The sequence below is a fragment of the Silvanigrella sp. genome, from assembly GCF_044369315.1.
Classification (GTDB): domain Bacteria; phylum Bdellovibrionota_B; class Oligoflexia; order Silvanigrellales; family Silvanigrellaceae; genus Silvanigrella.
Map to the genome: position 1 here is coordinate 1 of NZ_JBIPMD010000014.1, position 14,142 is coordinate 14,142.

General features: G+C 30.8%; 15 protein-coding genes. 6 read left to right on the forward strand and 9 right to left on the reverse strand.

Annotation, left to right across the window (positions count from 1 at the left end; translation table 11 throughout):
- Positions 1–638: hypothetical protein (locus ACIQ56_RS02495; RefSeq protein ID WP_397599503.1), on the forward strand; the 638-nt coding region annotated here is incomplete at its 5' end.
- Positions 639–789: 151 nt separating this feature from the next.
- A complete protein-coding gene (locus ACIQ56_RS02500; RefSeq protein ID WP_397599504.1) occupies positions 790–2,280 on the forward strand; it encodes an SDR family oxidoreductase in 1,491 nt (496 codons plus the stop codon).
- Between the two features lie 12 nt (positions 2,281–2,292).
- Here the strand turns inward: ACIQ56_RS02500 and ACIQ56_RS02505 are convergent, their stop codons facing one another.
- Positions 2,293–3,999 carry a ParB-like protein gene (locus ACIQ56_RS02505; RefSeq protein ID WP_397599505.1) on the reverse strand — a complete coding sequence of 569 codons (1,707 nt, stop codon included), beginning with the start codon at positions 3,997–3,999 and terminating at the stop codon, positions 2,293–2,295.
- Positions 4,000–4,257: 258 nt separating this feature from the next.
- Here ACIQ56_RS02505 and ACIQ56_RS02510 point away from each other — a divergent pair, with 258 nt between their 5' ends.
- Entirely contained in the window at positions 4,258–5,133 is an 876-nt protein-coding gene (locus ACIQ56_RS02510) for a lysophospholipid acyltransferase family protein (RefSeq protein ID WP_397599506.1), read from the forward strand.
- The gene (locus tag ACIQ56_RS02515) at positions 5,090–5,950 is read left to right on the forward strand and encodes an SDR family NAD(P)-dependent oxidoreductase (protein ID WP_397599507.1); all 861 of its coding nucleotides are present in this window, start codon (positions 5,090–5,092) and stop codon (positions 5,948–5,950) included. The genes ACIQ56_RS02510 and ACIQ56_RS02515 overlap by 44 nt, the downstream gene beginning before the upstream one ends.
- On the opposite strand, the gene ACIQ56_RS02520 is transcribed toward ACIQ56_RS02515, so the two are convergent.
- The 8 genes from ACIQ56_RS02520 to rlmB form a co-directional block, all read right to left on the reverse strand.
- A complete protein-coding gene (locus ACIQ56_RS02520) occupies positions 5,840–7,633 on the reverse strand; it encodes an FAD-binding oxidoreductase (RefSeq protein ID WP_397599508.1) in 1,794 nt (597 codons plus the stop codon). The genes ACIQ56_RS02515 and ACIQ56_RS02520 overlap by 111 nt on opposite strands.
- 100 nt (positions 7,634–7,733) lie before the next feature.
- The gene (locus ACIQ56_RS02525; protein WP_397599509.1) at positions 7,734–8,525 is read right to left on the reverse strand and encodes a tetratricopeptide repeat protein; all 792 of its coding nucleotides are present in this window, start codon (positions 8,523–8,525) and stop codon (positions 7,734–7,736) included.
- A gap of 47 nt (positions 8,526–8,572) precedes the next feature.
- Positions 8,573–8,908 (reverse strand): response regulator, encoded by a 336-nt coding sequence (locus tag ACIQ56_RS02530; RefSeq protein WP_397599510.1) that lies wholly within the window; start codon positions 8,906–8,908, stop codon positions 8,573–8,575.
- 32 nt (positions 8,909–8,940) lie between these two features.
- Positions 8,941–9,318 (reverse strand): PilZ domain-containing protein, encoded by a 378-nt coding sequence (locus ACIQ56_RS02535; RefSeq protein ID WP_397599511.1) that lies wholly within the window; start codon positions 9,316–9,318, stop codon positions 8,941–8,943.
- A gap of 138 nt (positions 9,319–9,456) precedes the next feature.
- Entirely contained in the window at positions 9,457–10,077 is a 621-nt protein-coding gene (gene nusG, locus ACIQ56_RS02540; RefSeq protein ID WP_397599512.1) for a transcription termination/antitermination protein NusG, read from the reverse strand.
- A 36-nt stretch (positions 10,078–10,113) separates the two neighbouring features.
- Entirely contained in the window at positions 10,114–10,530 is a 417-nt protein-coding gene (secE, locus tag ACIQ56_RS02545) for a preprotein translocase subunit SecE (protein WP_397599513.1), read from the reverse strand.
- 117 nt (positions 10,531–10,647) lie between these two features.
- A complete protein-coding gene (locus ACIQ56_RS02550; RefSeq protein WP_397599514.1) occupies positions 10,648–11,604 on the reverse strand; it encodes a laccase domain-containing protein in 957 nt (318 codons plus the stop codon).
- Between the two features lie 12 nt (positions 11,605–11,616).
- Positions 11,617–13,050, reverse strand: a complete 1,434-nt coding sequence (gene rlmB, locus ACIQ56_RS02555; RefSeq protein ID WP_397599515.1) for a 23S rRNA (guanosine(2251)-2'-O)-methyltransferase RlmB — start codon at positions 13,048–13,050, stop codon at positions 11,617–11,619.
- Between the two features lie 363 nt (positions 13,051–13,413).
- Between rlmB and rpmH the strand changes: the two genes are divergently transcribed.
- Complete coding sequence (rpmH, locus tag ACIQ56_RS02560; RefSeq protein ID WP_153419716.1) at positions 13,414–13,566, forward strand: 50S ribosomal protein L34; 153 nt, start codon at positions 13,414–13,416, stop codon at positions 13,564–13,566.
- Between the two features lie 61 nt (positions 13,567–13,627).
- Positions 13,628–14,131, forward strand: a complete 504-nt coding sequence (gene folK, locus ACIQ56_RS02565) for a 2-amino-4-hydroxy-6-hydroxymethyldihydropteridine diphosphokinase (protein ID WP_397599516.1) — start codon at positions 13,628–13,630, stop codon at positions 14,129–14,131.
- The last annotated feature ends 11 nt before the right edge of the window (positions 14,132–14,142 follow it).

Below are 14,142 nucleotides of genomic sequence, written 5' to 3' on the forward strand. Positions count from 1 at the left end.
ATAAAATTTACATGAATGCACAAATTGGATATAGAAGAATTAATTATGATTACAATGGAATTAATTTAAATAGCCAAGGAATAACAACAAAAGTAAATTACTCACAAGTTATTACTCCTATTTATACACAAGGCATTTCATTTTCTGGTTTTTTTGCTGGAAATGCAACAACAAATGATCAGATAGATATTAGTAAAGACGCTCAAAATCATGGTAATTTTTCTAATTACGCTAGTTACTTTTATAGAGTTTCACAAAAATATCCGACCTATCAAGTTTCCTTACCAGCTAATATTGAATTTGCAAATTGGTCTGCACAGCAAACAGGCTTAAATGCTCCAATTAGAACATATGCACATTTAGAACCATTTTATATCCAAAATAATTTAAATTTTAATTATAATAATGTCTCATTACAAAAAACAGAACAAAATTTTGGTATAAGGATTGCCGCAACGGGATCATATGAATCTTCTGAGGGTACAAAAGCAGGAAGATTTAGTTTACTTAGTAGTATTGGGCTTGATTTTGCAACAAGCACAATATCTACAACACAATCAGGTAAAGCGGATGTTGATATTCCTGCGAGAAGATGGCTGTCACCTTATATCAATCTTGCTGGTAGCTGGCAATTTTAATAAGAAACGTCCAAATGCTTGAAAGAATATTAGCAATATGACAACCTTGTATATTACGACATTGCGCAAATCTAAGGAAAACCGCTTTCGGAAAACCAACTTATGCAAAGGTTGTTTTTTAGGCTAAAGTGTACAAGAAAGGGTACCATATATGACAATTTCTAATCTCTCCATTCATAACTCATTTGAAGGCAAAACAATTTTAATTATTGGAGGGAGTGGATTTATTAGCAAGGTCTGGATCTCTATGCTTCTAGAATATATTCCTAAAATAAAAAAAGTTTATGTTCTTATCCGTCCAGATAAAGGTAAAAATGCTTTTACCCGCTTTGATGAAATATACTCTAACTCTCCTGTATTTAAAAATTTACATCTTATTTATGGAAATAGTCTTTCTAAAGTTAAAAAACTTGAAATTGTTTCTGGAAATATTTGCTCAGAATCTCTTGGCTTAAATAAACAAATTGAAGAAAAACTATATGAAGAACTCGATCTTGTTGTTAACTTTGCAGCTGATTTAAGATTTATAGCTCCTTTAGATCAAATGCTAAAAACAAATTCAGAAAGCACATTAAAAATTGCTGACTTTATATTATCTACAAAACATGCAAAACTTTTACATATATCTACTTGTTATGTTGCTGGAATGGCAGATGGTATTGTGTCAGAACAAATATTAAAAGATGTTTCTCCTAACGGAACAAAATTTTCTGCAGAAGATGAATTAAAAGGGGGATTACAAGAATCATTTGGAGCGCGTTCACGCAATGCAAATGACAGAGAACTCATCCAAATTGGTGCATTACGAGCTGAAAGATTAGGGTGGCCAAACACATATACTTATTCAAAAGCCCTGGGAGAATCTTTATTAGCTAAAAAACTCCCTAATAATAGATTATGTATATTTAGACCAAGCATTGTAGAATCCGCAGAAAAATATCCTTTTCCTGGTTGGAATGAAGATTTTAATGGAACAGCACCTTTTATTCAAATGTTAAGCTCTAGATATAGATTGCTTGTGGCAAAACCAAATCATAATTTAGACATTATTCCTGTTGACTATGTTGCAAAAGGATTAACTATTGCGGCATCTGCATTATTAATAAATAAACATGCACAAGTTTATCAAAGTTCGACATCATCAGTAAATCCATTATCTGTCGAACATGCTTCCGAATTTGTTTTTAATTTCTTTAAAAAAGATGCTCAAAAATCATTAAGTCATATGTTACTTCCTAATCCAAGGCCAAAATTTATTACACCAAAACATATTTTATCGGGCGCTAGTATTACAAAATATGAAAAATCAGTTTCATTTGTTTTTGATTTGATTAAACTTGATAAAAATTCTGCACGACTCATATCAAAAATGGGAATTGAAAAAGTAATTACAACAATTAAAAGAAAAGCAAGAACAATTGATACAATTACGAAAGTATATAAGCCATTTATTTACGATTACAATTATACTTTCAAGTCTGATAATTTATTAAATCATAAAATAGTTGAAGAAGAATTTTCTTACACGCCTACTGATATTAAATGGGATAAATATTGGAATGAAATTCATATTCCAGGTTTAAAACAATGGTGTTTACCGCAATTAAAAGCATTAACAAGTGGCAAAAAAAATGCTCCATAAAAAACTCAAATGTTAAGAGTTTTTTTGCAATTTCCATTGTTTCCATGTTCCTTTATAGCCATCATTATAATCTTTAGAAAATTTGTAAAACTCTTTTAAAAATTCAAGTCTATTTGAAGATAGGCTTGAATTTCTAGATTTTTTAATATTGAATAAGTTATAATTTGGCATAATATCGGATTGTCTTTGAATAATATCATGAAATGAAACTAAATGAGCATTAAATAACATATCATACATGGCTAGAAATGTTGTTGTACGCCCCTTTCCTCCTCTGCAATGAAAATGTAACCAAGTATCCTCTTTTAATGTTTTCACAAAAGTTAAAAATGCGTCTACATCTTCATCTAATGGTCTTGAGTGATCTGTTATCGTCAAACGAAAATAACCAATATGATTTTTGGTTGCTAATTCATCTTCACGAGATATTTCATTTATTTCTAGCTTAACCAAATCATTGAAATTAAAGTTATCTTTTTTATAGTTTTTAGAGGTAGGAATAGCAATATAATCTTGAAATAAAAGTTCATTTAGCCTAACAGATTCGTCAATCAAAATATTATTTTTAGACTTACCTATATTTGCCCAATTAAATGGGGCTGTCCAGGTCACAGGATTTCCATTAATAAAACCGTGAGACTCTTGTCTTAAATCAACTAAAATAAGATTTTTGGAAGTATTTTCAATCATCCAGTTTAATTGACTTTCTGAAAACTGCGCACTTCCAGAAGCTTTCAATTTATGTAAGCCTTTTATATTATTTTTAAATACTTTTTCAATCATTTGCATTGTTCTAAAATTCTTTATATCTCCTGTTTGATTAAAACTATCTATAACTAAAGTTGGTTCTTTATTATTTTGATTTGTATAACCTGGCAAATGAATAGCGGTTGATAATTTACAAAGGTTTTCTTTTTTTCCATTACTTGAATTCACAAAGTAAAGTATTTTATTTTTATAAAAATTATATACTTTTTTATCTGTATATTTGTCTAATTTTTTATAATCTCTAAAATAATCCGCCCAATAAAACTCTCCATAATTTCCAAAAGTTGATAAAGATGAATCAAAACAAAATTTAGATTTATCATCAGCAATATAAGCTACAAGTGATCGATATGGATCGTTTGTTAATTCCTCAAATTTAGTTGGTAATTTATTTGGAGACTTAATAATACCTTTATCTTTTAAATAAACATTATTATTTGCAATCATTGTATTCCAAAATACACTCTTTTCTAATTTAGGATCTTCTAACATATAATTATTTTCAACTTTTACAAGAATAGTAAAGTTTATTGATTTCTCATTTGCAATTCTTTCTACTAATTTCACTCTATGATGGCCGTCTGTAAGAAAAAAACCGGGTTCAGACTTTGGACCTATCACGACATTCAAAGGCTTAGAGCACATAAGTTCTTGCAAAGAACTTATGTTATTTCGAAATTTTTCGCTTAATTTTATTACATAATCTTGGCCATAATTAAACTGAGTTGGTTTTAGATCCCGCAAATGAACAGAACAAATTTGATTTTCAGGAGTATTATTACTACATTTTGGATAATTGATTTCAATTTTAGCTAAAGGATCGATGCATTTGCTTTGAATATTATATTGAAAAAGCTCTTTATCAGAGCTACCTGACTTGCAACTTGCAACTATTACTATAACTACAAAAAAAACACAATTATTAAAGTATTTCTTTAAATATTTAGTCATTTACATTTACCTCTTATAGCAGATCACCCAGTTAAGTATATATACCAAAAACATAAGAAATAAAGAATGTATTCCTAATTTTTATTCATAAAAAATAAAATAATAACTATACATATTAAATTTTTTGGATATCAAACTGATACTAAAAAAGTTTTTGGAAACAATAAAATCGAATTAAATTTTCAATTTCTAGTATTTACTCATTTTAACGATTCAAATATCATATATGATACGAAAAAGAGGGAGGGCTTAAAAAATATGCTTGATCAAGAGAATACAAAAATATCTTCAGAAGTCATTGGTATAAATGAAAAGAAAAAAAATAAAAGTTCTATATTTGTAAATTATAACAACCAACGACTTCTTTTTCAAAGAACATTTAGTTTTCTAGTTTTAATCCCATTTTGTTATACAATTATTTTTATATTTAAGCATATCATGGGGTATAAAATAGAAAATATCAAAAGCATTCGTAATCAATTTAAATCCATTATTAAAAATAAAAAACCTTTAATTATATGCGCAAATCATCTTACATTTATAGATTCTTGTTTAATTATTTGGGCATTAGCTCCCAATTATTGGTATCAATTTAATTATAAATATTTCTCTTGGAATCTACCTGCTGGTGATTTTTTTGGTAAAAAATGGTATTATAGAGTCATTGCTTTTTTAGCAAAATGTATTTTCATACATAGAGATGCCTCTGCAAGCCATCATAATGAAATTTTAAATATATGTAAAAATCTTTTACTAAAGGGAGAAATCATTACTATTTTTCCAGAGGGAAAAAGAAGCCGAACAGGCAGATTTGAGGAAACCCAAATGACTTATGGTGTTGGAAAAATCATTCAAAATATTCCTAATTGCAGGGTTCTTTGTATTTATGTTAGAGGCGATAAACAAGAAACCTATTCCAACTATCCACTAAAAAATTCATCCTTTTATATTTCGATGAATCTTGTTACTCCTAAAACTGAATTATCTGGACGTGAGGGATGCTCTGAGATTGTTCATCAAATTGCAAATGTCATTAAAACTCAAGAAAATAATTATTTTTTTGAAAGAAAAGCTGGAGTAATTGAAAGACATGAAAATATCCGAAATAATCAAATCGAAACCAAGAACAATTGAAACTGAAAAAAAACCAATTGCTTTAGTTACAGGGGCATCAAGTGGAATTGGTCAATCTTTTACCTGTCTTTTAGCAAGTAAAGGTTATGACGTGATTGCTATAGCAAGAGATCATCAACGCCTTTATGAATTAGAAAATAAATTATTAACAAAGTATAATTCAAAAATTTATGTGTTACCTTTAGATTTATCTATAAATAATTCTGTAGATAAAATTGCTGAATTTTTAAAAAATGAAAATTTAGTTGTAGATGTTTTAATTAATAATGCTGGATTTGGAGTTCATGGTGCTTTTCATGAAACAGAACTGCAAAAAGAATTAAATATGGTAAATTTACAAATTCAATCTACCCTTTCTTTAACAAAGTTAATTTTACCACAAATGCAAGAAAAACGCTCCGGTTTTATACTAAATGTGGGCTCTGTATATTCTTTTAGCCCAGTCCCATTTCAATCCGTTTATGGAGGTTGTAAATCATTTTTACTTTCATTTGGAACATCTTTGGCTCATGAAAATAAAAAGTACAAAATTAATGTAACAACTCTTTGTCCTGGTATAACACAAACAGAATTTAGAATTCGATCAAATATAGGTAAAAATATAAATTCAATAAAACATAAAAAAACCTCTGGCATGAGCGCAGATCTTGTAGCAGAACAAGGCTTTAAAGCACTCATGAGAGGAGATTTAATTTGTATTCCTGGATTAACTAATCGTATTTTCGTTCAAATTGCGACTTACTTGCCCACTTCTCTTTTTAGCTCTGCTCTTACTCTGGTGAACAGCTTCAGGGGCGTCAATTCCAAAAACACCTAATCGCATTTCTTCTTCTACAGGTAATACTTTTCCTGGATTACAAATATTTTTAGGATCTAAAACATCTTTTACAGCCTTTAAAGCTTTTAACCCTGTAGCTGAAACTTCTGTTTCCATCCATGGAGAGTGTTCATAACCAACTGCATGATGATGTGTTAGTGTTGCGCCATTCTTTAGAAACGTATCCGTAATTAATTTTTTGTAACCATAATATTGTTCCATTTCTTTATTAGGATTTTGTTTCGTTGCATAAGTAAAATACAAACAAGCTCCTGTGTGATAGGTATGAGAGATATGGCATCCAATGTAACCCGTTCCTGTTCCGTTTTCTTCTTCACCAAAACGTTTTTTCATTTCTTCAATTGTTTTATGATAAACGTTTAATAGCTTAGACCAAACAGCTGCTGTTTCAGCAACATCAACCATAACTGCATAATCCATCATATAATCACGTAAATAGGGAATATTAAATTTATCTTTTGACCATGTTTTACCAACACTTTTTCCTAATGAAAAGGCTCTATGTTTCTTTAAAATTTTAACAGCTTCTTGACTAATTATTTGAGTATTTTTTAGATCACCTTCAAAACCTACAATCATGATACAAGGTTTTTGATACCCTGTAGCTAAAAGAAATTTTTTAACTTGTTTTTGAATGAGAGCTTCAAATCCTTTTTTAGGAGATTTCATATTAAATGCCAATTGAGATTCAAATTCATCTTGCAAACGAATCATGCTTGAAACCCAATTTTTATCAATGCATTCTTTTATTGCTTCAACTCCTTTTTCAAAAGAAGGAAACAAGAATCCGCGATAGTCTTTAACTTCAGGTGACTTATGAATTCTCATTGTTGCTTCTGTAATAACACCAAGTATTCCTTCTGAGCCAACAATAAATCGGTTTAAATCGGGGCCCGCACTTGAAGCTGGTGTTGTTCTTGTTATAACTGTTCCCGTAGGTGTTACCATTTTTAAAGAAACAAGCATGTCTTCTATTTTTCCGTAAGCATCGGATTGCATGCCTGCAGAACGAGTTGCAAGCCAACCTCCCAATGTAGAAAATTCAAATGAATCTGGATAATGCCCTAAAGACCATCCTTTTTCACTTAATTGACTTTCTAAAATAGGGCCTAATGCGCCTGCTTGTATTATTGCTGTCTGTGATTGTGTATCAATTGAAATCACTTTATCCATTTGTTTCATATCTAAGGAAACAATACAACGAATTCCTTTTGTGGTCATAGTTTGATCACGTGGATCGACTCCGCCAACAATATTTGTACCTCCTCCAAATGGGATGACACACACATTGTGAACTTGAGCCGCTTTCATAATAAATTCAACATCATCATGGGAGCGTGGGTAAATAATGATATCTGGCGCTTTTTTTATAATTCCTTTACGTGCATAAAAAAGATCTGCATAAGACTTTCCATATGCATGTTCTAATCTTTCATCGTCTGAAGTAAAAATTTGATTTGCTTCTAGTTTACTTGTTATTTCAGATAAAAATTCTTGATTAATATTTGTTTCTGAAAGGATCACCTGCTCTCTTGATACAGGCTCAGATATTTTATTTTTATCTTGTAGCGCTAAAATATTACACACCCAAGACCATAAATTTGGTTTATCTTCCATTGGAAATGTTTTTTGAGGATCACCCCAACCCCACCACTTCATCATAAAATGTATCTCCATTTATTTATAGATTCAGACTAATAAAGTTGACTATAAAAAATCGCAAATTAATGAAAAAAAGTCAACCAGCTAAATTAAATTGTATTTATTGTGCTGGCATTAATTCAATTTCTTGTATTTTTTTAATTGCTTTTTGATTATTAGGATCTAGGGTAAGAATATATTCACATAATTTTTTTGATTTTTCAAATTCTTTCATTTCAAAAAAACAAAGAGCTTTATTAAATAAAACTTTTGTATCGGAAGGATATGCTTTAATTGCAGAATTATAATAACGAAGAGCTTCCTCGTATTTATTTAAATCTTTTAAACAAATACCCATTAAATTTATCAAACTCCGATTATTAGGATCTTGGATCAAAGCTTTTTCAAAATACAAAGAAGCTTTTTCTAACTTTTTTTGATAAAATAATGTCCTACCATATTGTTCATAAATATTTGTATATACAACACCGCTAGAAGTTGCACTTTCTAAAAAACCTTCTGCTTCATTAAATCTTTGTTGTTCAATTAATAAATTTGTTATTTTTTCATACCTTAATGGATTATTAGGACTTAAAGAAACAGCTTGTTTAAAAAACTTTATCGCTTCTTCTATTTTATTCATTGCCATATAAATTCGACCCATTTCATCAAAGGATTGAACATATAATCCATTTTTTTCGATTGCTTGTTTACATAAATTTTCTGCTTTTACATAATTTTTTAATAAGCGAAAACATGTTGCTAAACCAATTCTAGCACGACAAGAATTAGGAGATTTTCTTAATAACCCTTCATATTTTATTAAAGCAACACTTATTTCTCCTTTTTTTAAATAGGATTTAGCCTCTTGAAAATAGGATTCAATATTATTGGGATCATTATAGTTATACATACAACTAGGAATTTTTTGAGCCAACGATTGAAATGAAAAAGGTTTTTTTAAAAACCATCAATTTCATATTCTGCTAATAAAGCAATATCTTCTCTTGTAGCATTACTACTAATCATTAAAAATGCGGTACGATTTATATCACTCGCATCACGAATTTCTTTTAATAATTCTATTCCATTAATTATAGGCATTTCAAGTTCACAAATAACAAAATTAATACTTTTTGTTCTTAAACTTTCTAAAGCTAACATAGAAGATGGAGCTTGACTTACAAATTTAAAACCAAGTGATTTTAATCCTGCAGCCATTACGTTACGAAAAGAATCGCTTTCATCAACGATAAGAAATGATAAATCGTCTGGAAGTTCAAGTACTAGAGACATAATTATAAAATCTCCTACTTTTTAATTATAATTTAATAATCATTTTCATTAATTTTTTTAAAGCTATTTACAATTATTTTAATATATTTATCAATACTTTCTGTATTTTTATAAAAAACAGACCCAATTATTAATGTTTCTAGATCAATTCTTTTACATATTGAATTAATTATAATTTTATCATTTATTTCAATATCAAATAATTTGGGGTCAATAATTAATAAAAAGTTATCATCTACATCGATTTTAAATTTTCCATTTTCCAAACGAACGGAAAAACCATTTAACGAAACATCAAGTAAAGTGCATTCACATGTTCCTATATTCCCTTTTTTTTGGATAATAACAGGAATACTACTTCTATATCTCTCAAATTGACGTTTTTCATTATTATTATCAGATAAGCTCATAAAATCTCCAAATAAGAGAAATTTATTTGATCAAACTTTAATGTAAAATCATAATATCATTATAATACGATAAAAAGGAGAGCAGTGTAAGCTCTCCTTTTTATTTTTATAACAAAAAAATATTTGTTACCTTTAAAATTATTCTCCGTCTTTTAGTTTTTCAACTTTATTGAACTCTAACTCAACAGGTGTTGCTCGACCAAAAACAGAAATAAGTAAACGAAGTTTCATTTTATCAGCCTTAACTTCATCAATATCACCAACAAAGTTTGTAAATGGCCCTTCAATTACTTTTACTTTTTCACCCTTTTCAAAAGCTGTAAGCGGTTTAGAAGGAGCTGCTTTTGTTGCTTCTGCTGCACGATTGAAAATACGACTAATTTCTTCATCTGGCACAGGCTTAGGATCTTGATTTGCAGCTGAACCAATAAAAGAAGAGATTTTTGGAGTATCTTTCACACAACCAAATGTTGCCTTATGATCTGGATCCATTTGTACAAACAAATAACCAGGCATCATTTTTTGCTCTACCTTTTTCTTTTTTCCACCTTCATCAATTTTTTCAACCGTCATTGTTGGAATTAAAATTTGGCCAAAATGATCTGTCATTTTTAGCTTTTTAATACGTTCTTCAAGGGTTGCTTTTGCCTTTTTTTCCATACCGGATTGAGTTAATACTGCGTACCATTTAAATCTTTCGTGAGTAAAAGAAGTTGGTTTTACTGAAGTTTCGTGTTCACTTACTTTTGGATCTACCATAAAATTATGTTCCTTGATTTTGATAATAATTTTAAATTAAGCTGCTGTGCTCATAATTAGATTAATCACTTTTAAAAATACCATATCTGCAAAAAACAAAACGATGGAAGAAACAATGACAAGTGCAATAACTATGGCTGTTGTTTTTTGAGCTTCTTTAAATGTAGGCCATGCTACTCGAGATAACTCATCTCCAACATCTACAATGAATTCTTTAAGTTTTTTATGTATTAAGAAACCAGCTGTAAGAGCTAAAGTAAGAACCGTAGCTATCACAATACTTACAATATGAAAGTTGCTATTTTGGATACTAAAAACACTGGAAACATCTTGAGGAAAATAGTTTTTTCCTAAAAATCCCCATAGGGAATAAAAGATATACCAAAAATAAGCAGCTATAATTCCATAAAAAAGAGCAGCATAACGATAAGCTATCTGAGAAACTTCATTCATTTGGTTTTTATCTCCTATTGGGCCTACGCCCAAACTTATGTCAAGCGCCCTATAAATGCTAAAGAGCTAACACGGTTCTATTAACATGGGCAAGGCAAAATAAACAAAATGCCCCTTTCAATTAGGGGCAAATGAAACGAGTTTCCTAGAAATAGAAGGAAAACTCAAGTGAGTCCATTGTCGATGACTTGAATTCGACTTTTTATGACTTGCCTCGCGAAAACTAAAAAGGGCTGGGTGACTATAAGTATTTTCTCTTAAAATCTCAATGTTCTCATGAGGAATCCCAGAAAGAAAACATTCAAGAGCAGCTAATAGCTGCAAATCTGGAAATATTTTACCAGGAACGTAAATAGATTGCTGATTTTTTATGAGAAGTTCATTTATAACAAGTGAAAGCTCAGGATCCTGATTTAAATTTATTAATTTAAGATATAAATCATGAAATTGGGATTGGCCAGAGTGTTCAGAAAATAAATTTTTTCCATGTTTTAAAAGAGCTTCATTTACTTCCTGCCCGCATTCATAAGATACACCAAAAATAGCAGGAGCGATGTGTACTTTTAAACCAGTTAATAATTCAGAAGCAGTAATACCAACCAATTTAGTTTCATTTTTAAGTTTTTCGATTGTATTTTGTAAGATACCAGAAGAATAACCACGCCAGCCTGCATGACTAATAGCGCCAACAAAGTACTCTTTATTTTCAAAACTAAAGACAACGGCGAGGCAATCTGCCGTGCGTAATCCTAAGTGTTGTTTACCTTGAAAAATAGAAGAAAGATTTGAAAAAGGAGCAATGATAAATTGAGCATCTGCCGCTGGGGCATTTTCAGACGCCCTTGCAATAACGTTACTATGAAAAGCCTTCACCGTAAAAGATTTAGGTAATTGTTCATTTAATGAATAAGTAACAGAACTTTTTAAACCATTTAATGGAATAGATTCTTTTTCTATTACTGTAGAAAAAGGATCAAAATTTAAAGAAAGATTTTCCAAAGAAAAACTTTGCGAAAAACTCTTAGGAATAAAAAACGGATAATCTGTTTCATTTAAATGAGACAATAACCTCATAAGAAAAACCTCTTATTTTGAAAGAGCATGAATCATAATTCCAGCAGCAACACTTACATTTAATGAATCTACTGTTCCTTGGCCGCCTGGTATTTGAACAACGTAATCACAATTTTTTAATACTTCGTTACGTAGTCCTTTTCCTTCATTCCCCATAACAGCAACCCATGCTCTGTCTTTCGGAACAGTATTTAAAGCAACAGCGCTTTCAGCCAAAGCAGCCCCTGCTATCCAAGCTCCTGCTTCTTTTAATTGCTGCAAAGTTCTATTAATATTAACAGCTGGTATCAAAGAAATAGAAAATGCTCCGCCTGCTGAAGTTTTTAATACCAATGAAGAAATATCTGCTTGTCTGTCAGTACCGTAAACAACAAATTTTACTCCAAAAAAAGCAGCACTACGAATAATAGCACCAAAATTACGTGGATCTTGAATTTGATCTAAGACTATTCCGACACAACCATGCTCCGAATTTTCGTTCGCCGCTTTCACATGGTTGATTGCTTCAACAATATTTTGAACGGGATATTCAGGAATTTTCAAACAAATACGTTGGTGATTTAATTCTTCAGATGCATCCGCTAAAGGCCATGTTTCTTCTGCGGAATCATGAGGAACAATTTTAATTCCTAAAAGTTTTGCAGACTCAACAGAAGGCTTTAATTGAGAGGGTGCTTTATGAGATTTATCTACAATAATGTGAAGACCATATTTAGAACTATCAATATCTTTGGATTGTTGGTGAAGATTTTCTAAGAAAGCTTCAACCGTTCTGCGCCCCCAAATAAAGATTTCTTTTGGCATTCCCTTTTTTGTTCTAAGCGGGGAAGAAAAATCTTTTCTTTCCAATTTTTGAGGTCTTTCATTCGCAATGCGATTGTGATCTGTAGAAGGATAATCTCTTTTTTCAGATCGTGGTGCCCTACTGTCTGTTGAAAATCTATCTGATCTTGGTGTTCTGCTATCTGATCTTGGTGTTCTGCTATCTGATCTTGGTGTTCTGCTATCTGATCTTGGTGTTCTGCTATCTGATCTTGGTGTTCTGCTATCTGATCTTGGTGTTCTGCTATCTGATCTTGGTGTTCTGCTATCTAATCTTGGTGTTCTGCTATCTAATCTTGGTGTTCTGCTATCTGATCTTGGCGTTCTGCTATCTGATCTTGGCGTTCTGCTATCTGATCTTGGTGTTCTGCTATCTGATGAGCTTCTATCTGATCTTGGCGCTCTACTATCTGTTGAAAATCTATCTGATCTTGGTGTTCTGCTATCTGATGAGCTTCTATCCGATCTTGCTGATCTGCTATCTGATGAGCTTCTATCCGATCTTGCTGATCTGCTATCTGATGAGCTTCTATCCGATCTTGAACTTCCCTTTTTATCAAACTTCCCTGTTTTTGAAGATGACTTTGACCTAGAAGGGGAGCCTTCTCTTTTTTTATAAACCATAATAATGTTTCTCTCTTCCTAATAAAAACGTGATATCAAGACACAGAAAATCTATGCCATACAAAACAACAAATTCAAAGCAAACTTTATATCTAGAATTTATGAAATTAATTAGAGTAAATGAAATAAAAATAACTTATTTTTTAAGAATTATTCTAACGATTTTAGTCTAAATTTCTTTGCATTTATGGCCGATAGACTGCCTAAGTTTTTTTATATATCTAAAAATAAAAACATGGCATTTATTAGATTTGAATTATTATTCAATAATTACATCGATTAACATTTTTTGTACTTTCTACTTGCGCTATCTTTAGGCTTATGCTAGCTACAGGGTTCCTGTGATTTGAGAGGATTTTAAACATGAGTAAAAGAACATTTCAACCTAGTAATAAAGTTCGTAAACGCAAGCATGGATTTCGTGCACGCATGGCAACTAAAAATGGCCGCAACGTTATCAAACGTCGCCGTACAAAAGGCCGTACTAAATTAGCTGCTACAGTTTACGTTAAGTAACCAACTGTAATTATAACGAAAAGGCGCATTTTATGCGCCTTTTTTTATAAAAGCCCCAAAAATGCGACCATCTAAAAATATGTATAAATACATTCTGGCATTTGGATCAAATGTTGGAGATAGACAAAAAAACCTAGATAAGTCTTTAATATTACTAAATAAACACATTTTCATCACAAAACAATCGACTCGAAAAGAAACAAAACCCCTTACCCACCCAGAATACAATACAAGTGACCACGAAAATTACGTTAATTTTATCTGCGAAGCAGAAACTCACTATAACCCGGATGAACTCTATTGTATTATAACTGAAATTGAGGATCTTATCGGGCACCCTAGAGAGCGGCGCTGGATGCCAAGATCTTTAGATATTGATATTCTTTTATGCGCTGAATTTGAAAATAAACCCTTTTCTGAATGCAAGCCATATCCTTACTCAAAAGAACCAAATTTTTTTGTTCCTCATAGGGACTATTTTAATAGATCATTCTGGAGAGACATGGTTGAAGATGAGTTTAAAATTCCGAAAGAACAAATCGCAAAACATTTTAAATTTTATTAAAAACAAATACT